The sequence below is a fragment of the Streptomyces sp. BL1 genome, from assembly GCF_057628045.1.
In genome coordinates this window covers 580,028-599,215 of sequence record NZ_JBXYWZ010000002.1, presented here as the reverse complement: position 1 = coordinate 599,215, position 19,188 = coordinate 580,028, and the positions used below count along the sequence as shown (strand labels likewise).

The 19,188-nt window shown below is 71.7% G+C and carries 16 protein-coding genes; 6 read left to right on the top strand and 10 right to left on the bottom strand.

Annotation, left to right across the window (positions count from 1 at the left end; all coding sequences use genetic code 11):
* Positions 1 to 2: 2 nt before the first annotated feature.
* On the bottom strand, positions 3 to 1,364 hold the full coding sequence (locus tag AC3AGO_RS02865; protein ID WP_487818491.1) for an L-serine ammonia-lyase: 1,362 nt from the start codon (positions 1,362 to 1,364) through the stop codon (positions 3 to 5).
* A 124-nt stretch (positions 1,365 to 1,488) separates the two neighbouring features.
* On the opposite strand from AC3AGO_RS02865, the gene AC3AGO_RS02860 reads away from it, so the two are divergent.
* Positions 1,489 to 2,184 (top strand): GntR family transcriptional regulator, encoded by a 696-nt coding sequence (locus AC3AGO_RS02860; RefSeq protein WP_487818490.1) that lies wholly within the window; start codon positions 1,489 to 1,491, stop codon positions 2,182 to 2,184.
* A 38-nt stretch (positions 2,185 to 2,222) separates the two neighbouring features.
* Here the strand turns inward: AC3AGO_RS02860 and folP are convergent, their stop codons facing one another.
* The 6 genes from folP to AC3AGO_RS02830 form a co-directional block, all read right to left on the bottom strand.
* Positions 2,223 to 3,131: a dihydropteroate synthase gene (gene folP, locus AC3AGO_RS02855; protein WP_487818489.1), complete on the bottom strand. Its 909-nt coding sequence runs from the start codon at positions 3,129 to 3,131 to the stop codon at positions 2,223 to 2,225.
* A gap of 61 nt (positions 3,132 to 3,192) precedes the next feature.
* On the bottom strand, positions 3,193 to 4,128 hold the full coding sequence (locus AC3AGO_RS02850; protein ID WP_487818488.1) for a bifunctional 5,10-methylenetetrahydrofolate dehydrogenase/5,10-methenyltetrahydrofolate cyclohydrolase: 936 nt from the start codon (positions 4,126 to 4,128) through the stop codon (positions 3,193 to 3,195).
* Entirely contained in the window at positions 4,125 to 4,745 is a 621-nt protein-coding gene (locus AC3AGO_RS02845) for a cyclodeaminase/cyclohydrolase family protein (protein WP_487818487.1), read from the bottom strand. Before AC3AGO_RS02845 ends, AC3AGO_RS02850 begins: the two co-directional genes overlap by 4 nt.
* Before the next feature lie 184 nt (positions 4,746 to 4,929).
* Positions 4,930 to 7,401, bottom strand: coding sequence for a GcvT family protein (locus AC3AGO_RS02840; protein WP_487818486.1), 2,472 nt, complete (start codon positions 7,399 to 7,401; stop codon positions 4,930 to 4,932).
* A 414-nt stretch (positions 7,402 to 7,815) separates the two neighbouring features.
* On the bottom strand, positions 7,816 to 8,436 hold the full coding sequence (locus tag AC3AGO_RS02835; protein WP_487818485.1) for an MBL fold metallo-hydrolase: 621 nt from the start codon (positions 8,434 to 8,436) through the stop codon (positions 7,816 to 7,818).
* Positions 8,433 to 9,518, bottom strand: coding sequence for an S-(hydroxymethyl)mycothiol dehydrogenase (locus AC3AGO_RS02830; RefSeq protein WP_487818484.1), 1,086 nt, complete (start codon positions 9,516 to 9,518; stop codon positions 8,433 to 8,435). Before AC3AGO_RS02830 ends, AC3AGO_RS02835 begins: the two co-directional genes overlap by 4 nt.
* Positions 9,519 to 9,979: 461 nt before the next feature.
* On the opposite strand from AC3AGO_RS02830, the gene glyA reads away from it, so the two are divergent.
* From glyA to AC3AGO_RS02805, 5 genes are read left to right on the top strand one after another with little or no spacing between them, the layout of a single operon-like run.
* On the top strand, positions 9,980 to 11,329 hold the full coding sequence (glyA, locus tag AC3AGO_RS02825; protein ID WP_487818483.1) for a serine hydroxymethyltransferase: 1,350 nt from the start codon (positions 9,980 to 9,982) through the stop codon (positions 11,327 to 11,329).
* Positions 11,326 to 12,546 carry a sarcosine oxidase subunit beta family protein gene (locus AC3AGO_RS02820; protein ID WP_487818482.1) on the top strand — a complete coding sequence of 407 codons (1,221 nt, stop codon included), beginning with the start codon at positions 11,326 to 11,328 and terminating at the stop codon, positions 12,544 to 12,546. The genes glyA and AC3AGO_RS02820 overlap by 4 nt, the downstream gene beginning before the upstream one ends.
* 13 nt (positions 12,547 to 12,559) lie before the next feature.
* Entirely contained in the window at positions 12,560 to 12,988 is a 429-nt protein-coding gene (locus AC3AGO_RS02815) for a sarcosine oxidase subunit delta (RefSeq protein ID WP_487818481.1), read from the top strand.
* Positions 12,985 to 15,906 (top strand): sarcosine oxidase subunit alpha family protein, encoded by a 2,922-nt coding sequence (locus tag AC3AGO_RS02810; RefSeq protein WP_487818480.1) that lies wholly within the window; start codon positions 12,985 to 12,987, stop codon positions 15,904 to 15,906. Before AC3AGO_RS02815 ends, AC3AGO_RS02810 begins: the two co-directional genes overlap by 4 nt.
* On the top strand, positions 15,899 to 16,597 hold the full coding sequence (locus AC3AGO_RS02805; RefSeq protein WP_487818479.1) for a sarcosine oxidase subunit gamma: 699 nt from the start codon (positions 15,899 to 15,901) through the stop codon (positions 16,595 to 16,597). Before AC3AGO_RS02810 ends, AC3AGO_RS02805 begins: the two co-directional genes overlap by 8 nt.
* A 621-nt stretch (positions 16,598 to 17,218) precedes the next feature.
* Here AC3AGO_RS02805 and AC3AGO_RS02800 read toward each other — a convergent pair.
* The 3 genes from AC3AGO_RS02800 to AC3AGO_RS02790 all read right to left on the bottom strand — a co-directional run bounded on the left by AC3AGO_RS02800 (position 17,219) and on the right by AC3AGO_RS02790 (position 19,123).
* Positions 17,219 to 17,677 carry a MarR family winged helix-turn-helix transcriptional regulator gene (locus AC3AGO_RS02800; protein WP_487818478.1) on the bottom strand — a complete coding sequence of 153 codons (459 nt, stop codon included), beginning with the start codon at positions 17,675 to 17,677 and terminating at the stop codon, positions 17,219 to 17,221.
* A gap of 101 nt (positions 17,678 to 17,778) precedes the next feature.
* Positions 17,779 to 18,399, bottom strand: a complete 621-nt coding sequence (locus AC3AGO_RS02795; RefSeq protein WP_487818477.1) for a serine/arginine repetitive matrix protein 2 — start codon at positions 18,397 to 18,399, stop codon at positions 17,779 to 17,781.
* A 133-nt stretch (positions 18,400 to 18,532) separates the two neighbouring features.
* Positions 18,533 to 19,123, bottom strand: a complete 591-nt coding sequence (locus AC3AGO_RS02790) for a pyridoxamine 5'-phosphate oxidase family protein (protein WP_487818476.1) — start codon at positions 19,121 to 19,123, stop codon at positions 18,533 to 18,535.
* Between the last annotated feature and the right edge of the window lie 65 nt (positions 19,124 to 19,188).

Here is a 19,188-nt window from a genome sequence, read left to right as displayed (position 1 = left end):
CCTCAGCATTCCACGACGTTGAGAGCCAGCCCGCCGCGGGCGGTCTCTTTGTACTTGTCCTTCATGTCCGCGCCGGTTTCGCGCATCGTCTTGATCGCCTTGTCGAGCGAGACGTGATGGGCGCCGTCGCCGCGTACGGCCATCCGCGCCGCGGTGATGGCCTGGACGGAGGCGACGGCGTTGCGCTCGATGCAGGGGATCTGCACCAGACCGCCGACCGGATCGCAGGTCAGGCCGAGGTTGTGCTCGATGCCGATCTCGGCGGCGTTCTCGACCTGTTCGGGGGTGGCGCCGAGGATCTCGGCGAGTCCGCCGGCGGCCATGGAGCAGGCGGAGCCGACCTCGCCCTGGCAGCCCACTTCCGCTCCGGAGATGGAGGCGTTCTCCTTGAACAGCAGCCCCATGGCGCCGGCGGTGAGCAGAAAGCGCACCACGGCGTCGTCGGAGAAGGGGAGGAAGCGGTGGGCGTAGTGCAGCACGGCCGGCACGATCCCGGCGGCGCCGTTGGTGGGCGCCGTCACCACGCGGCCGCCCGCGGCGTTCTCCTCGTTGACCGCCAGCGCGTAGAGGGTCACCCACTCCATGGCGTCGGCCTCGGCGGTGCCGGACTCCAGATGGGTGTGCAGCTGCGCCGCACGGCGGCGCACCTTCAGCCCGCCGGGCAGGACGCCTCCGGTGCGGGTGCCGCGCTCCACGCACTCGCGCATGACCGCCCAGATGTGCAGCAGCCCGGCGCGGATGTCCTCCTCGCTCCGCCAGGAGCGTTCGTTGGCGAGCATGATGTCGCTGACGCGCAGGCCGGTCTCCCGGGTGAGCGCGAGGAGTTCGTCGCCGGTGGTGAAGGGATGGGGGACGGGAGTGGCGTCCTCGACGAGTACGGGGCGGCCGGCCTCGTCCTCGTCCAGGACGAAGCCGCCTCCGACCGAGTAGTACTCGCGGCGCTCGACGACGGCGCCCCCGTCGTCGTACGCGGTGAAGAGCATGCCGTTGGTGTGGAAGTCCAGACGCCCGCGGCGGTGCAGGACGATGTCGTCATCCACCGAGAACTCGATCTTGTGCTCGCCGCCGAGGCTGATCCGCCCGTCGCTGCGCACCGCCTCGACCGCCGGGTCGGCGGCGACCGGGTCGACCAGGTGCGGCTGTTCCCCGCACAGGCCGAGCGTCACCGCTTTCACGCTGCCGTGGCCGTGCCCGGTGGCTCCGAGCGAGCCGTACAGCTCGCAGCGTACGGCCGCGGTCCGGGTCAGGGCCCCGGTCTCCCGCAGCCGGGAGACGAACAGGAAGGCCGCGCGCATCGGGCCGACCGTGTGCGAACTCGAGGGCCCGATACCGACCTTGAACAGGTCGAACACCGAAATCGTCATGTGCGCTCCTTTGCCTTTCGGCGCGATCGGTGCAGGGGATTCGGGAGGCTGCCGCTGATATGTCAAAAATCTGCGTTTGAAATTTCAATTTCACCGGAGGGTTCCAGGGCCTAAGGTGGCCTGCGTGACCGCTGCATCTCAGGAACGCCAGGCCGTATCCCAAGCGAGCCAAGAAGTGGAACCGGCCCCCATGTCGCAGGCCGACCGCGCCTACGAGGCGATTCAGGACCGGCTGATCATGCTGGACATTCCGCCGCTGGCGCCGATCGACGACGTGGAGCTGATCGAGACGCTGGGTGTGGGCCGCACCCCGGTGCGCGAGGCCCTGAAGCGTCTGGAGGGGGACCGGCTCGTCGTGTCGTATCCGCGCCGGGGCACGTTCGCCACCGGAGTGGACATCACCGACCTCGCCTACATCTCCGAGATCCGCGGCGAGCTCGAACCCCTCGCCGCCTACCGCGCCGCCACCACGTCGGGCACCAAAGTCCGTGCGGAACTGCGGGAGTTGGCGCAGGAGACCGAGAAGCTGGACGTCCGGACCCTGGAGCGCGGCGAGCTCATGCGCTGGGACCTGCGGGTGCACCGGGCGATCTACCGGGCCTCGGGGAACCACTATCTGGAGGACACCCTCGTGCGCTACAACAACCTCGCCACGCGGATCTTCTGTCTGTTCCTGGACCGGATGGAGCACTTCGACCGGCACGTCGGCGAGCACGCCACGCTGCTGCGGGCGATCGCCGGCCGCAAGGGCGCCGAGGCCGAGCACCTCGCGCACGAGCACGTCATCGGCTTCGAGAAGGCGGTCCGGGCGGTCATCTGACCTTGCGCGGAACCCTGCGCGGAGGAGGCCGGTGGCCATCAGCCCACGGCCTGCAGCACGTTGAGCGCGTCCCGCGCCGCGGCCACGTCGTGGACCCGCACCACCTTCGCGCCCCGCTGTACGGCCAGCAGCGCCGCGGTCACCGAGGCCGCCTCGCGCTGCCCGGCCGGCCGCCCCGTGATCTGCCCGAGCATCGCCTTGCGGGAGAGCCCCACCAGGACCGGGGCCAGCTCCTGGAAGGTGTGCAGCGACCTGAGCAGCGCCAGATTGTGTCCCAGGTCCTTGCCGAACCCGAACCCCGGGTCGATGAGCAGGTGTTCATCGGGGATGCCGGCCTCCCGGCACACCTCCAGCCGGGCGCGCAGGAACGCCGTCACCTCGGCCAGCACGTCCTCGTAGCGCGGATCGTCCTGCATGACGGAGGGCGGCTTGGGCATATGGGTCAGGCACACCGGTACGCGCAGCCCGGCCGCCGTCGCCAGCGCGCCCGGCTGCCGCAGCCCGCGCACATCGTTGATCATGGCGGCGCCCGCGTCGACCGCGGCCTGCATGACCTCCGGCGCCGAGGTGTCCACCGACACGGGGACTCCCGCCCGTACGGCCAGCTCCTCGACGACCGGCACCACCCGGCGCAACTCCTCGGCCACGCCCGGCGGTTGGGCACCGGGGCGGGTCGACTCCCCTCCCACATCGAGGAGATCGGCGCCGTCCTCCACCAGGCGCAGCCCGTGCGCGCGGGCCGCCGCGTGGTCGCGGTGGGCGCCGCCGTCGGAGAACGAGTCCGGGGTGACGTTGAGAATCCCGCAGATCAGCGGCCGCGGCTCGCGCAGCCGCCGGAGCAGCTCCGCCACGGCCGGCGCGCTGTCCCGGGGACGCGGCGGTACGGCGGGCACCGGCGCGCTCGTGGTGTGTGCCGGCGGGGGAGGGGCGGTGTCGGTCTCGGTCATGCGCTTCTCCGGAAGGGCGGCCGGCCGGGGGCGAAACCGCCCCCGGCCGCACAGGGGTGTGTCATCGGGCGGGGCGTGGCCGGGAGGCGGAAAGGATCGTGTGGTGCAGCAGCAGCGCCGTGGTGACCGGCCCCACCCCGCCGGGGACCGGGGTCAGTCCGGCGACGCGGCCGCGTACCCGGTCCTCGTCCACGTCTCCGGCCAGACCGCCGTCGAGGGTGGGGTTGGTGCCGACGTCGATGACCACGGCACCGGGGTTGACGTGCGCGTCGGTGATCAGCCCGAGCTGTCCGACGGCCACGACGAGGACGTCGGCGGGCCGGGTGAGTGCGGGGAGATCCTTGGTGTGGCGGTGGCAGACGGTCACGGTGGCGTCCCGCTGCAACAGCAGCTGCGCGACCGGCTTCCCGACGACGTTGGAGCGGCCCACCACCGCGGCGGTGCGGCCGGCGAGGGGTACGTCGTGCTGGTCCAGCAGCGCCACCACCGCGGCGGCGGTGGCCGGTGCGAAGGCGGGCAGTCCCGCGGCCAGCCGGCCCAGGGAGAGCGGGTTGGCGCCGTCGATGTCCTTGTCCGGGGCGATCGCGGCGGCCAGGTCCTCGAAGTGCGCCCCGGCGGGCAGCGGCGTCTGCAGCATGATCCCGTGAATGGCGGGGTCGCTGCTGAGGGTGACGAGCATGGAGCGGATCTGCTCGGCACCCGCGTCGGCGCCCAGGTCGACGACGTCGCAGTCGATGCCGGTCTTCGCGGCGGCCTTGGCGATGGAGCGTACGTACCAGGCGCTGGACTCGTCGTCGGTGGCGACCACGACGGCCAGCCGCGGCTGCGTACCGGCGGCCGCCAACTCGGCTGCCGAAGTGGTGACTCGGGTGCGCAGTTCGCGGGCCAGTTCTCTTCCGGAGAGTGCGGCGGTGGCAGCGGGGGAGACGGTGACGGAGGAGGAGGGGTGCGCCGCGGGGCGGGCGGCGTCGGTCTCGGGCGTGAGGTGACTGGTCAACGGAGGATCTGCTCCCGGATGGTGGCGGTGACCTTGTCGGCGCGGGCGGTGAGGTCGTCGACGCCGGCGATGGCGTCGCTCAGCTCGGCGCGGGCTTCGGCATCGGTGATGCCGCTGAGGTTGATCTCGACGTTGACCCTTGCTGTGGAGGCCGCGGCGCCGACGGCGTCCGCGGCGGCGGCGATGTCGGTGATGACGTTGCGGTTGCCGATCGGCGCCAACTGTTCGGCCAGATCGAGGATCTGCTCGGACACGGCGACCACGCAGGCGGGTATCCGGCCGGCCTCGACGAGGGCCGCGGCGATCGCACGGGAGCGTGCCGCCTTCTCCTCCTCGGTGGCGCGGGGCATCTTGTAGGCGAGGGCGACGTCGTCGAACACGGCGGCGTCCAGCTCCGCCAGGCCGAGCGCGACCCCGCGGTAGTCCTCGGCGGCGTCGCGGGCCGCGGTGATGGTGGCGGCGTGCTGGGCGTACTTCTCGGTGTCGCTGTAGCGGGCGACCATCTCGACCAGGGCTGCGCCCTGGGCGGCGTGCAGGGCGGCGCTGGCGCCGCCACCGGGGGCGGGGATCCGTGCGGCCAGGGACTGCAGGAACGTCTCCAGGGTGTCCGTACGCATAGGTGTGGCCTTTCGCGGTGGGCCTCCGCGGCGCCGGCCTCGGCGGCCGGGGACCGGTCGGCCGGGGCCGGGAAACGGGTGGGAGAGCGGGAGTTGGGAAGGGGCCGGCCGGGAAGAGCGCGACCGCGTGGCCGCGCCCCTCCCGGCAGGACTGGTGACCGACCGGGACCGGATCCCGGGGCGGTCACCGGCGGATGCGGTGCATCTCCGGGTCGACCAGCGGCTCGGCGGTGACCGTGGCGCGCACCGGCCGGCCGAAGTACTGGATGTCGACTGCCGTGCCCACGGTGGCCGTTGCGGGCAGCCAGGCGTACGCGATGGGCTTGCCGATGGTGTGGCCGTACGCCGCCGAGGTGACGTACCCGGCCACCTCGCCGTCGAGGAGGACCGGTTCGTGGCCGAGGACGACGCTGCGGCCGTCGTCGACGGTCAGGCAGGCCAGGCGGCGGGTGACGGCGTCGTCGGCGAGGCGCTCGACCGCGTCGCGGCCCACGAAGTCGCCCTTGTTCTTCGTCCGTACGGCGAACCCGACGCCGGCTTCGTACGGGTTGTGCTCGGTGGTCATGTCGGCGCCCCAGGCGCGGTAACCCTTCTCCAGCCGCAGGCTGTTGAAGGCGCCGCGCCCGGCGGCGATGATGCCGTGCTCGCGGCCCGACTCCCACAGTGCGTCCCACAGCTTCTGGCCGTACTCGGCGCTGGTGTAGATCTCCCAGCCGAGCTCGCCCACGTACGAGAGCCGCATCGCGGTCACCGGGATCCCCGCGATGCGCGCCGGCATGCAGCGGAAGAACTTCAGGGCCTCGTGGGAGAAGTCCTCCCCGCTCAGCGGCTGGACCACGTCGCGCGCCAGCGGTCCCCACACTCCGACGCAGCAGGTGCCGCCGGTGATGTCGCGGATCTGGACGCTGTTGTCGGCGGGGGCCTGGCGGCGGAAGTAGTCCACGTCGATGTTGCCGTTGGCGCCGACCTGGAAGAGGTCCTTGCCGAGGCGGGCGACGGTCAGGTCGCTGCGCACCCCGCCGGCCTCGTCCAGGGCGAGGGTGTAGGTGACCGAGCCGACGGACTTGTCCATCTTGCTGCTGGTCAGCCGCTCCAGGAGCGCCACGGCGCCGGGCCCGCTCACCTCGATCCGCTTGAGCGGCGTCATGTCGTACATGGCCACCGCCGTACGGGTCTTCCACGCCTCGGCGGCCACGATCGGCGAGTGGAACATCGCCGACCAGGCATCCCGCGACGGCGGCTGCCACGCGGCCGGCAGCTCCTTCACCAGCGAGGCGTTCGCCTCGTACCAGTGCGGCCGCTCCCAGGCGTGCGCTTCGAGGAAGAACGCGCCGAGTTCCTTCTGCCGGGCGTGGAAGGGGCTCACGCGCACGTCGCGCGGGGAGAGCTTGGGCTGGAGCGGGTGCAGCACGTCGTAGACCTCGACGAAGTTCTGCTGGGCCGTCTCGCGGACGTACTCGTCGGTGGTCTCGATCTCGTCGAACCGGTGCACGGTGCAGCCGTGCAGGTCGAGTTCGCTGCGGCCGTCGACGAGCAACTGCGCGACGGCGCGGGCCACTCCGGCGGAGTGCGTGACCCACACGGCCTCGGCGATCCAGAACCCGGAGACCTCGGGGGACTCGCCGATCAGCGGTCCGCCGTCGGGGGTGAAGGACATGACCCCGTTGAACCCGGTCTCGACCTTGGCCTGTTGCAGCGCGGGCAGCAGTTGCCGGCTGTGCTCCCAGGAGGCGGCGAAGTCCTCCTCGGTGAACGGCAGCATCGAGGGCATCGCCGCCTCGGTGGGGCCGTTCTCGGACTCCGGCAGCTGGCCGACGCTGACCGGCATCGGCCGGTGGGCGTAGGTGCCGATGCCGATGCGGTCGTTGTGCTCGCGGAAGTACAGGTCGCGGTCCTGGTGGCGCAGGATCGGCAGGCCCGCTTCGCTCTGTTCGTCGTTGCGGCCGACCAGTTCGGCGACCTGCCCGGTGCGCGCGTACTGGTGGGCGAGCGGCAGCAGCGGCACGCGCATGCCGACCATGTCGCCGAGGACCTGCCCCCAGAATCCCGCGCAGGAGACGACGATGTCCGCGGGAACCTCGCCGTTGTTCGTCTGTACGCCGGTGACCCGGCCGTCGCTGTGGCTGATGCCGGTCACCCGGGTCCAGCCGCGGAACTCGGCCCCGCGCGAGCGTGCCCGCGCCGCCAGCGCGACGACCGCCCGGGAGGCGCTGGCCAGCCCGTCGGTCGGGGTGTGCAGGCCGCCCAGGACACCCTCGGTGTCCAGCAGCGGGTGCAGCCGTGCGCACTCCTCGGCGTCGACGACGCGCGCCGGAATGCCCCGCGAGACGGCCCAGCCCTGCTTGCGGTGCAGATCGGCCAACCGCTCGGGGGTGGTGGCCACTTCGAGGCCGCCGACCTGGTTGAAGCACCACGACTCGTCGGTGTTCAGGCTCAGCAGCTTCTCGACGGTGTAGGTGGCGAACTCGGTCATCGTCTTCGACGCGTTGGTCTGGAAGACCAGGCCCGGCGCGTGCGAGGTCGATCCGCCGGTGAGCGGCAGGGGGCCCTGGTCCAGGACGGTGACGCGGTCCAGGCCGCGTTCGGTGAGCTCATCGGCCAGGTTCGCCCCGACGATGCCTGCTCCGATGATGACGACGCGTGGCGTGGTGCTCATGCTGGGCTCTCCTAAAGGACGGGGCGCGGCGACCGCGGTGGGAACGTCGGGTCGGTTGGTGTGCGGCCGCACGAGGCGGCGCACGCCCGGGAGGTGCAGGAGACGGGTGGAGCCGTGGGGAACTTCGCGAGGGCCTCGTACGGCAGGCCAGGGAGGTGACCTGCGGGACGAAGGCCGGAGGAGAGGGGCGGCCAGGACGCGCCGGACGCGGAGCGCCGTGCGCTGGCCAACGCTGGCCGGGAAGCGGCCAGTTGAACCGGGAAGCGCCTGTGCAGTTACTGATATATCAGTTGCATGTCAACGTAAGGCGTGCGGTGGTGCGGGTCAATCCCCCGACCGGATCCGGTGCGGGGAGGGAACGGACGGGCCGGTACGAGGTGACCTCGCACCGGCCCGCGCGCCCCGGGCCGGTCGCTACGGAAGGTTGGCCCGTTCCGCGGCGATGCTGGTGTCCGGGCCGTGCCCGGTGTGCACCACCGTGGAGTCGGGCAGGGCGAAGAGCTTCGCCCTGATGGAGGCCACGATCACGTCGTAATCGCTGAACGAGCGGCCGGTCGCTCCGGGCCCGCCGTGGAACAGGGTGTCCCCGGTGAACAGCTCGCCCAGCTCCTCCGCGTGGAAGCACACCGCACCCGGCGCGTGCCCGGGCGTGTGCAGCGTCCGCAGCGTGGTGCCGGCGACCTTGAACGTCTGGCCGTCGGCGAGGTCGGCATCCCACTTGTGGTCGGGATGCGTCAGCTCCCACACCGGACGGTCGTCGGGGTGCAGCAGGACCGGCGCCCCGGTGAGCGCGGCCAACTGCGGGGCCACGGCGACGTGATCGTCGTGCGCGTGCGTACACAGGATGGCCTGCACCTGACGCCCGTCGACGAGATCGAGGATGCGGTCCACGTCGTGCGGGGCGTCGATGACGACGCACTCGTCGTCGTCCCCGAGCACCCACACGTTGTTCTCGACCTGATGGGTCTCCCCGTCCAGCGAGAACGTCCCCGACGTGACGGTGTGGTCGACGCGTACTTCGTTGGCGCGGCTCACAGGGTCACCACCGAACGGAGGACGTCGCCGTGGTGCATACGCTCGAACGCCGCCTCCACGTCGTCCAGTCCGATCTTCTCGGAGACGAACGCGTCGAGGTCGAGACGGCCCTGCCGGTAGAGATCGATGAGCATCGGGAAGTCCCGCGAGGGCAGGCAGTCCCCGTACCAGCTGGACTTCAGCGAACCGCCCCGGCCGAACATGTCGATCAGCGGGATGTCCGGCAGCTTCATGTCGGGGGTCGGCACACCGACCAGGACCAGGGTGCCCGCCAAGTCGCGGGCGTAGAAGGCCTGTTCGTACGTCTCCGGCCTGCCGACCGCGTCGATCACGACATCGGCGCCGTTCCCGCCCGTCAGCTCCCGGATGGCCTCGACGGCGTCCTGCTCCTTGCTGTTGACGGTGTGGGTGGCGCCCAGGCCCTCGGCCCACTCCAGCTTGCGGCCGTCGATGTCGACGGCGATGATCCGGGACGCTCCCGCGAGGCGGGCGCCGGCGACCGCGGCGCAGCCGACGCCGCCGCAGCCGATCACCGCGACGCTCATGCCGCGCCCGACCTGGCCGGTGTTCAGTGCCGCGCCGAGGCCGGCCATCATCCCGCAGCCCAGCAGGCCCGCGGCGGTGGGCGAGGCGTCGGGGTCGACCTTGGTGCACTGGCCGGCGTGGACGAGGGTCTTCTCGGCGAAGGCGCCGATGCCGAGGGCGGGGGAGAGCTCGGTGCCGTCGGTGAGCGTCATCTTCTGGCTCGCGTTGTGGGTGGCGAAGCAGTACCACGGCTCACCGCGGGTGCACGCGCGGCACTGACCGCACACCGCACGCCAGTTGAGGACGACGAAGTCGCCGGGCGCGACGGAGTCGACGCCCTCGCCGACCGACTCCACGACGCCGGCGGCCTCGTGGCCCAGCAGGAAGGGGAACTCGTCGTTGATGCCGCCCTGTCGGTAGTGCAGATCGGTGTGGCAGACCCCGCAGGTCTGGACCGTCACCACCGCCTCGCCGGGGCCGGGGTCGGGGACGCGGATGGTCTCCACGGTCACGGGGGCGTCCTTGGCCTTCGCGACGACGGCGCGGACCTCTTGCATGTGGGTACTCCTGTCATTCGTTTCGCCGCCGTGCGGCGGCATGCTGTCGGCGGCGTCCCGGTGAGCCGGCGCCGGCCGCGCCATGGGGTGGGAAGGGGAGTTGCGCACGAGTCGGGGGCGGGGCCGTGTGGCCTGTCCGGCGCGTGCTGAGCCGTCGAGGCCGCGAGCGCGAACGGCGCCGTGTGCGGGCGCAGTTCGGGCCTCGGGAAGCTGGGGGAAGTCTGTTGCGCGACTGATATATCACGGTACGCATGCAAAGTATTTCCCGGCGATCCGACGCGTCAAGGGGATGGCCGGACCGGGTGACGTACCAGGTGCGGGCGTGGTTCGGACGGGGGCGCGCGGGTCGCGTCCGGATGCACCCTCACCCACCCTCTTGACCCGCCCCCGCGTGGCGCTTACGTTGCCGGGAACGCTGATATATCAGTCGTATTTCAAGTGGCTCTGAGGTGGTGTTCGCTATGACAGAGAGCTCTACGGCGATTCGGAACGACGCCCCGTATTCCCCCTCCCTTCTGAACCGGCCATTGGCCGCGCTCGACCCGCAGGTGCACGACGCCATCCGTGAGGAGCTGCGGCGTCAGCAGTCGACCCTGGAGATGATCGCCTCGGAGAACTTCGCGCCGACGGCCGTCATGGAGGCCCAGGGCTCGGTGCTCACCAACAAGTACGCCGAGGGCTACCCCGGACGGCGCTACTACGGCGGCTGCGAACACGTCGACGTCATCGAGCAGTTGGCGATCGACCGGGTGAAGGAGCTGTTCGGCGCCGAGGCGGCCAACGTGCAGCCGCACTCCGGTGCGCAGGCCAACGCGGCCGCGATGTCCGCACTGCTGGAGCCGGGGGACACCATCCTCGGCCTCGATCTCGCGCACGGGGGTCATCTCACCCACGGGATGCGCCTCAACTTCTCCGGCAAGCTCTACAACGTCGTGCCGTACCACGTACGCGAGTCGGACCACCGCATCGACATGGACGAGGTCGAGCAACTGGCCCACGCAGCGCGGCCCAAGATGATCGTCGCCGGCTGGTCGGCCTACCCCCGCCGCCTCGACTTCGCCGCGTTCCGGCGCATCGCCGACGAGGTCGGCGCCTATCTGCTGGTCGACATGGCGCACTTCGCCGGACTGGTCGCGGCCGGGCTGCACCCCAGCCCGGTGCCGTACGCCGATGTCGTCACGACCACCACGCACAAGACCCTCGGCGGTCCGCGCGGCGGCGTGATCCTCTCGAAGAAGGAGTACGCCAAGAAGATCAACTCCTCGGTCTTCCCCGGCCAGCAGGGCGGACCGCTGGAGCACGTCATCGCCGCCAAGGCGGTGGCCTTCCAGGTGGCGGCGAGCGAGGAGTTCGCCGAACGCCAGCGGCGCACCCTCGAAGGCGCGCGGACGCTGACCCGCCGGCTGCTGGCCGACGACGTCGCCGAGGCCGGCATCTCCGTCCTCACCGGCAGCACCGAAGTCCACCTTCTCCTCGTCGACTTGAGGAACTCCGCGCTCGACGGGCAGCAGGCCGAGGACCGGCTGCACCGCATCGGCATCACCGTCAACCGGAACGCCGTGCCCTTCGACCCGAGGCCGCCGATGGTCGCCTCCGGTCTGCGTATCGGCACCCCGGCTCTGGCGGCCCGGGGCTTCGGCGCGGAGGAGTTCCGCGAGGTCGCCGACATCATCGCCGCCGTACTCAAGGAGGAGCAGCTCACCGAGGAGCGGGCCGCGCTGCTGCGCGGACGGGTCACGACGCTGGCCGAGAAGTTCCCGCTCTACGCCGACCAGGGCGTACACGCCGAAGCGAACGGAGCAGCCGGATGACGACCGAACCCCTGCCGGAGCACCCGGACTTCCTCTGGCGCTCCCCGGACCCCAAGTCCTCCTACGACGTCGTCATCATCGGCGGCGGCGGGCACGGCCTGGCCACGGCCTACTACCTCGCCAAGGAACACGGCATCACCAACGTGGCCGTGCTGGAGAAGGGCTGGCTGGCCGGCGGCAACATGGCCCGCAACACCACCATCATCCGCTCCAACTATCTGTGGGACGAGAGCGCTGCCCTCTACGAGACGGCGCTGAAGCTGTGGGAGCGCTGGCCCGAAGAGCTGGACTACGACTTCCTCTTCAGCCAGCGCGGCGTCCTCAACCTCGCCCACACCCTCCAGGACGTCCGCGAGGGCACACGGCGGGCCAACGCCAACCACCTCAACGGCGTCGACTCCGAATGGCTGGAGCCCGACGAGGTCGGCAAGGTCTGTCCGATCCTCAACGTCTCGCAGGACACCCGCTATCCGGTCCTCGGCGGCACGTTCCAGCCGCGGGCCGGCATCGCCAAGCACGACCACGTCGCCTGGGCGCTGGCCCGCAAGGCCGACGAGATGGGCGTCGACCTCATCCAGGGCTGCGAGGTCACCGGCTTCGTCAAGGACGGCGAACGCGTCGTCGGCGTCGAGACCAACCTCGGCCGCATCAACGCCGGCCGGGTCGGCATGGCCGCCGCGGGCCACAGCAGCACCCTCGCGGAGATGGCCGGCTTCCGGCTGCCGATCCAGTCCCACCCGCTGCAGGCCCTCGTCTCCGAACTGCACGAGCCGGTCCACCCGACCGTCGTGATGTCCAACCACGTACACGTCTACGTCTCCCAGGCGCACAAGGGCGAACTGGTCATGGGTGCCGGCGTGGACCAGTACACCGGCTACGGGCAGCGCGGCTCCTTCCATGTGATCGAGCATCAGATGGCCGCCGCCGTCGAGCTGTTCCCCGTCTTCGCCCGCGCCCACGTCCTGCGCACCTGGGGCGGCATCGTCGACGTCACCCCCGACGCCTCCCCGGTCATCGGCACCACCCCGGTGGAGAACCTCTTCGTCACCTGCGGCTGGGGCACAGGCGGCTTCAAGGCCACCCCCGCCGCCGGCTACACCTTCGCCCACACCATCGCCACCGGCGCCCCGCACGCGCTCAACGCCCCGCTGGGGCTGGAGCGGTTCGAGACCGGCGCGCTCATCGACGAACACGGCGCCGCCGCCGTGGCCCACTGAGAGGAACGCGCCCATGCTGCTGATCACCTGCCCGTGGTGCGGTCCGCGCGACGAGACCGAATTCCACTACGGCGGCCAGGCCCACGTCCCCTACCCCGAAACGCCGAGCGAGCTGACCGACCGGGAGTGGGGGGAGTTCCTCTTCTTCCGCGACAACCCCAAGGGCACCCGCGCCGAGCGCTGGATGCACAGCACCGGATGCCGCCGCTGGTTCAACGCCCTGCGCGACACGGTCAGTTACGACATCCTCGCCGTCTACCGCCTGGGAGAACCCCGCCCCGTCCTCCATCCGGCCCCCGACCCCGCGGTCCAACCGGCTCCGGAGCCCGCCGTCCAACCCGCCTCTGAGTCCGGCGTCCACTCGTCCCGCGAGCCCGCCGTCCAGCCGGCCCCCGACCCCGCCGTCCACTCGTCCTTCGAACAGGCCGGAGCACGCCGATGACAGGCCACAGCGAACACAGCGCACCAGCATCCCGGCTGCCGCGCGGCGGCCGCATCAACCGACAGCGGCTGCTCCGCTTCACCGTCGACGGCCAGGAACTGACCGGCCACCCCGGCGACACCCTCGCCTCGGCCATGCTGGCCAACGGCCTGACCGGCGCCGCCCCCTCGCTCTACCGCGGCCGCCCCCGCGGCATCGTCTCCGCCGGCGTCGAGGAACCCAACGCCCTGGTGCGCCTCACCCTGGCAGGCTGCGCCGAGTCGATGCTGCCGGCCACCACCGTCGAGCTGTTCGACGGACTGTCCGCGCACACCCTCTCCGGGATGGGCCGCCTCGACCCCACCCCCGACCCGGCGTACTACGACAAGAAGTACGTCCACACCGACGTCCTCGTCATCGGCGCGGGACCGGCCGGACTGGCCGCCGCCGACGCCGCGGCCCGTACGGGCGCACGCGTGATGCTCCTCGACGAGCAGCCGGAGCCGGGCGGTTCGCTCCTCTCCGCCTCCGACGAGACCGTCGACGGCAGGCCCGGAGCCGAGTGGGCCGCGGAGCTGGCCGCCCGCCTCCGGGCCGCACCGGACGTGACGTACCTGCGCCGCACCACGGCCTTCGGCTCGTACGACGACAACTACGTGCTGGCCGTGCAGAAGCGCACCGACCACCTCGACGAGCCGGTCCCGGACGGCGTCTCGCGGCAACGGGTGTGGCACATCCGCGCCCGCCAGGTCGTCCTGGCCACAGGCGCCCACGAACGCCCCCTGGTCTTCGCCGGCAACGACCGGCCGGGCATCATGCTCGCCTCGGCCGTCCGTACGTACGTCAACCGCTACGGCGTCGCCCCCGGCAGCCACGTCGTCGTCGCCACGACCAACGACAGCGCGTACGACACCGTCGCCGACCTGCACGCCAGTGGCATCGAGGTACGTGCCGTCCTCGACGCGCGGCCCGAACTCTCCGAGCGCGCGGGGGAGATCGCCGACGCGACGGGGCTGCGCGTACTGACCGGCAGCGCCGTCACCGGTACGACGGGGGAGGAGCGGCTGACCGGCGTCACCGTGGCCGAACTCGACGAGAACGGGCTGCCCACCGACGGCGAGGAGAGCCTGGACTGCGACCTGTTGGCCGTCTCCGGCGGCTGGAGTCCGGCTGTCCACCTGCACAGCCAGCGCCAGGGGAAGCTGCGCTGGGATGAGGAGCTGGCCGCCTTCGTACCCGCCGCACCGGTACGCGGCCAACACGTCGTCGGCGCGGCCCGTGGCACCTTCGGCCTCGCCGGCGCGCTGGCCGAGGGCACCTCGGCCGCCGAAGCGGCGGCGCACGCCGCGGGCTTCACCGCCGAGGACGAGCAGGCGGCGCCGCAGGCCGGAACGGACAGGGGACAGGGGCCCGTTCGTCCCCTGTGGCTCGTCCCCGGACCGGACGGCGGCCCCGACACCTGGGACACCCACTTCGTCGACCTCCAGCGCGACTCCACGGCCGCCGACATCTGGCGGGCGACCGGCGCGGGCATGCGCGGCGCCGAACACGTCAAGCGCTACACCTCCATCGGCACCGCCAACGACCAGGGCAAGACCTCCGGGGTCAACGCGATCGGCGTCATCGCCGCGGCGCTCGGCGACGGCGGACCGGTCTCGCCGGGCGACATCGGCACCACCTCGTACCGCGCCCCCTACACCCCGGTCAGCTTCGCCACGCTCGCCGGACGGGAACGCGGCGACCTGTTCGACCCGGAGCGCACCACGTCCATCCACCCCTGGCACGTCGCCCACGGCGCCCTGTTCGAGGACGTCGGCCAGTGGAAGCGGCCGTGGTACTACCCGCGGCCCGAGGAGAGCATGGACGAGGCGGTGGCCCGCGAGTGCCGCGCGGCCCGCGAAGGCGTCGCCTTCATGGACGCCTCCACCCTCGGCAAGATCGAGATCTGGGGTACGGACGCCGCCGAGTTCCTCGGGCGGATCTACACCAACGCCTTCAAGAAGCTCAAGCCCGGCATGGCCCGTTACGGCGTCATGTGCAAGCCCGACGGCATGATCTTCGACGACGGGGTCACGCTCCGTCTGGAGGAAGGCCGCTACTTCATGACCACCACCACCGGCGGCGCCGCCGGTGTCCTGGACTGGCTGGAGGAGTGGCTGCAGACCGAGTGGCCCGAACTCGACGTGCACTGCACCTCGGTGACCGAACAGTGGTCCACCATCGCCGTCGTCGGCCCCCGCTCCCGCGACGTCGTGGCACCCCTCGCCCCCGAACTCGACCTGTCCGCCGAGGCGTTCCCCTTCATGGCGATCCGCGAGACCACCCTGGCCTCCGGCATCCCCGCCCGCATCTGCCGCATCTCCTTCTCCGGCGAACTCGCCTACGAGATCAACGTCTCCTCCTGGTACGGGCACGCCGTGTGGGAGCAGGTGTACGCGGCAGGCCAGCCGTACGACATCACCCCGTACGGCACCGAGACGATGCACGTCCTGCGCGCGGAGAAGGGCTTCATCATCGTCGGCCAGGACACCGACGGCACGGTCACCCCGCAGGACGCCGGCATGGAGTGGGTGGTGTCCAAGGTGAAGGACTTCGTCGGCAAACGCTCCTACTCCCGGCCCGACACCGCCCGCACCGACCGCAAGCACCTGGTCGGCCTGCTGCCCGCCGACGGCAGCACGCGGCTGCCCGAGGGCTCCCAGATCATCGCCCCCGGCGTGCCCGTCACGCCGCAGGCCGGACCCGTACCGATGCTCGGCCACGTCACCTCCAGCTACCACAGCCCCGCACTGGGCCGGCCCTTCGCCCTCGCGCTCGTCGAGGAGGGCCGCGACAGGATCGGGGACACGCTTCTCGCCCCGGTCGGCGAGGAGTTGGTGCCCGTCGAGGTGGCCGCACCCGTGCTCTACGACCCCGAAGGGACCAAGCGAGATGGCTGAGAGCGAGAGGGGCGTCACGCCCATGGCCGGTACGTCCACGGCCGGCACGTCCACGGCGGGTGCCGTCGCGGCCGACACCTGTGCGGCACCCGGGCCTGCGGCGCTGCGCCGCAGCCCGCTCACCCACCTGCACGAGCATTTGAGTGCCGCCACCGTCACCGGGATCCGCGGCGTCCGGCTCTTCGAGTGGCCGTACCTCACGATGATCAACGTACGGGTCGACCCCGGCTCACCTGCCGCGGCCCGCATCGAAACGGCCCTGGGCGCAGCGCTCCCCGAGCACTGCGGCCACACCGCACAGGCCGGCCCGCACACCACGCTGTGGCTCGGCCCCGACGAATGGCTCGTCCTGTCCCGCAACGACGCGGCCGTGCTGCAGTCCCAACTGCGCACGGCGCTCGGCGAGTCACCCGGCTCGGTCGTGGACGTCTCGGCGAACCGGACCACCCTCGAACTCACGGGCCCGGCCGCCCGGGAGGTCCTGGAGAAGGGCTGCGCCCTCGACCTCCACCCCCGCTCCTTCGGCCCCGGCCGCGCCGAGTCCACCCAGATCGGCCCCGTCCCCGTACTCCTCTGGCAAACCGACGACACCCCCACCTACCGCCTGCTACCCCGCGCCTCCTTCGCCGACTACCTGGCCCGCTGGCTCCTCGACGCCATGCGCGAATACAGGAGCCCGCGCATGCCGTGAGCCGGGCCAGGCCGACACGGTGACACCGCCCTGCGCCGTGCGGCGGCGCGGGGCGGCCCTCGGCCCCGCGGGGCCGTGGCGCGGGCGCCAACATCAGGCGCCCGCGCTCCGGTTCGGGCGGGGCGGGGGCGCAGGCGTCGCCGGATGTGCGGGGCGGCCTGCGCGAGGCGGGCAGGTGCGTCATGTCCGGTGGTTGGTCATGCGGCCGACGGGGGAGCGGTGCGTGGCGGTCGGTGTGGGGCCGTTGGCGCGTGCACGGGCGGCCTCGGTTTCCGGGCCCGGTTGTGGGCGGCGCGGGGCGGCCGGTGACGCGGCCGGCGGCCCTCCCCGCGGGACGTGGCGCGGGCGCCAACGCCAGGCGCTCGCGCTCCGGTTCGGGCGGGGCGGGGGCGGCGGGGGCCGTAGGCGTCGTCGGATGCGTGAGGCGGGGTGGCCGGTGACGCGGCCGACGGCCCCCGACGGGAACGTGGCGCGGGCGCCAACGTCAGGCGCCCGCGCCCCGGTTCCGGCCGGGGCGGAACCGGCAGGGCTGCGGTCCCGCCGCGCCGGGCACGCGACGCCGGCGTGCCGGATCCGGCAGCGGATCCGGCCCCGTTCCCGCGGCGCTCCGCTACGCGGAACCTAGTGGTGCCAGGCGTGGCCGCCTGTGTTGTGGATGAAGCGTTGCAGCACCTTGAGGGTGGTGAGGTACTCCTCGTCGGAGATGTCCGCGTGGCGTTCTGTCCACAGTTCGTCCTGGAGGGCCGCGGCCTTGGCGTAGAAGGCGCTGCCCTCGTCCGTGAGGCGCAGGTGTCCCGCCGCGTCCTCGGTGATCCACCCCTGGGCGATGGTCGCGTCGATCTCCGACTCCATGAACTCCAGCCCTGTGTCGAGGTAGTTGCGCAGCAGGCCGGACACCTCGGCCCGGGTCTTGACGCGCTCGGCGCGTGCGGCCTGCGCGAGGACCCACCACTGCGGCTGGGTGACGCCGATCTCGGCGAGGGCACTCTGGATGCGGGTGACGACGGCCTTGGAGGCCGCCCAACTCCAGTAACCGATGGGCTGCTGGATCAGTTCGGCGTCGCTGTGCGAGTACTCCATGGCCGGTCCTCCGTCGTGACGTGAGCTGGTTCGACGAGACCGACCGTAGAAAGTGAACCGAACTTCAAGTCAAGGGCGCCCAGTCGGGCTCCGCCCGCGTGTCACTGCGGCGGGGGAGGACCCCACGCCGCCGCCGCGGCGAGCCGGCGCCGGTGACGGCTGCGGCGTACGGCCGTGACGATGCTGATGGCCGCCGCCGCGGCCACGGCGGAGATGAAGAGGGCGATGGAGGCGAACACGCGGCCCACGAAGGAGCCCACCTCCGGCTTGTCGCCGACCGCGAACTCGGCCTGCTGCGCCGAGGTGCAGACGAGCGTGTACTCGCCGGTGCGGTCGGGCTTCACCTCGAAGATCCGCTCCCAGAAACGGGAGTCGACCGTGATGTTGAACGTACTGTCCGGCTGGGTCAGCGCCCCGGGCGACATCTGCGGGCTGCGGCAGTTGACCTGGCCCCTCGCGGCCTGGGAGACGTAGATCGCCTTGGTCTCCCCGCCGGTGAGGCTGACCGTGTGCGAACTGCCGCTGGGGAAGCGGTCGAGAGCGACCGAATCCGCCGCCCCCTTCACCGTGGTCACGATCATGGCGACACCGGCACCGGCCAGTACGAGCGCCACCACCGCGGCGACCACGTACCAGACGCGCCGAGGACGGACCTGGTCCGCCGGAATCTGCGACGGGTGTACCGGCCCGCCACCGTATTGCGTACCCCCGTAGAAGCTCATCGCGACAATCTCGCACAGCGCGCCGCCGCAGGTAAGGGCGGGGTACGCGGCGCATCGGTGCGTACGCCGGCGGTGGTGCCGCGCGGCTGCGGCCGGGTGGACAGCCGGGGTCAGGCCACCCCATTGCGGCGGGTCACGGGAGGCTGCGGGGCGGCAGGGGGAGCGGGAGGCCGGGCAGGCCGTCGAGGCCGGCGGCGATGTGCTCCTTCTTCTCGAAGTAGCGGGACAGGGACGCGTCGTCCTCCCGCTCGAAACGCTTGCGGTGCAGGTCGCGGTCCTCTTCGTAGGCCATGAACGGCACGGCGAAGCCGCACGTGTCACGGATGAGGCCGGCCGTGACGACGATGACGGCGCGCAGCCCGTGCGGTGTCGGGTCGATCTGCGGGAAGTGGGCGAGGAGTTCCTCGAAGCGGGGGTCGTCGCGGAAGACCGGCTCGCCGCTGCCGTGTACGCGCACGATGTTCGGCGGGCCCTGGAAGGCGCACCACATGAGGGTGATCCGGCCGTTCTCGCGCAGGTGGGAGACGGTCTCGGCGTTGCTGCCCGCGAAGTCGAGGTAGGCCACGGTGTGTTCGTCGAGCACCGCGAACGAGCCGGTGAGGCCCTTGGGCGAGAGGTTGACCGTACCGTCGCCCGACAGCGGAGCCGTCGCGGTGAAGAAGACGGGCTGCGACTCGATGAAGGTACGGAGCCGTCCGTCTATGCGCTCGTATGTCTGTCCCATGACGGTGATTCTGTGTCACTCGCGCCACCGGCCCCTCCGCAGGGCGGATATGTACGCAACCGGAG

What these genes read in the sequence shown, in the direction of transcription:
- AC3AGO_RS02865 (WP_487818491.1), bottom strand. Translation starts at nt 1,364, where the DNA reads ATGACGATTTCGGTGTTCGACCTGTTCAAGGTCGGTATCGGGCCCTCG.
- folP (WP_487818489.1), bottom strand. Translation starts at nt 3,131, where the DNA reads ATGACCGAGACCGACACCGCCCCTCCCCCGCCGGCACACACCACGAGC.
- AC3AGO_RS02845 (WP_487818487.1), bottom strand. Translation starts at nt 4,745, where the DNA reads ATGCGTACGGACACCCTGGAGACGTTCCTGCAGTCCCTGGCCGCACGG.
- AC3AGO_RS02840 (WP_487818486.1), bottom strand. Translation starts at nt 7,401, where the DNA reads ATGAGCACCACGCCACGCGTCGTCATCATCGGAGCAGGCATCGTCGGG.
- AC3AGO_RS02830 (WP_487818484.1), bottom strand. Translation starts at nt 9,518, where the DNA reads ATGCAAGAGGTCCGCGCCGTCGTCGCGAAGGCCAAGGACGCCCCCGTG.
- glyA (WP_487818483.1), top strand. Translation starts at nt 9,980, where the DNA reads ATGACAGAGAGCTCTACGGCGATTCGGAACGACGCCCCGTATTCCCCC.
- AC3AGO_RS02820 (WP_487818482.1), top strand. Translation starts at nt 11,326, where the DNA reads ATGACGACCGAACCCCTGCCGGAGCACCCGGACTTCCTCTGGCGCTCC.
- AC3AGO_RS02815 (WP_487818481.1), top strand. Translation starts at nt 12,560, where the DNA reads ATGCTGCTGATCACCTGCCCGTGGTGCGGTCCGCGCGACGAGACCGAA.
- AC3AGO_RS02810 (WP_487818480.1), top strand. Translation starts at nt 12,985, where the DNA reads ATGACAGGCCACAGCGAACACAGCGCACCAGCATCCCGGCTGCCGCGC.
- AC3AGO_RS02805 (WP_487818479.1), top strand. Translation starts at nt 15,899, where the DNA reads ATGGCTGAGAGCGAGAGGGGCGTCACGCCCATGGCCGGTACGTCCACG.
- AC3AGO_RS02800 (WP_487818478.1), bottom strand. Translation starts at nt 17,677, where the DNA reads ATGGAGTACTCGCACAGCGACGCCGAACTGATCCAGCAGCCCATCGGT.
- AC3AGO_RS02795 (WP_487818477.1), bottom strand. Translation starts at nt 18,399, where the DNA reads ATGAGCTTCTACGGGGGTACGCAATACGGTGGCGGGCCGGTACACCCG.
- AC3AGO_RS02790 (WP_487818476.1), bottom strand. Translation starts at nt 19,123, where the DNA reads ATGGGACAGACATACGAGCGCATAGACGGACGGCTCCGTACCTTCATC.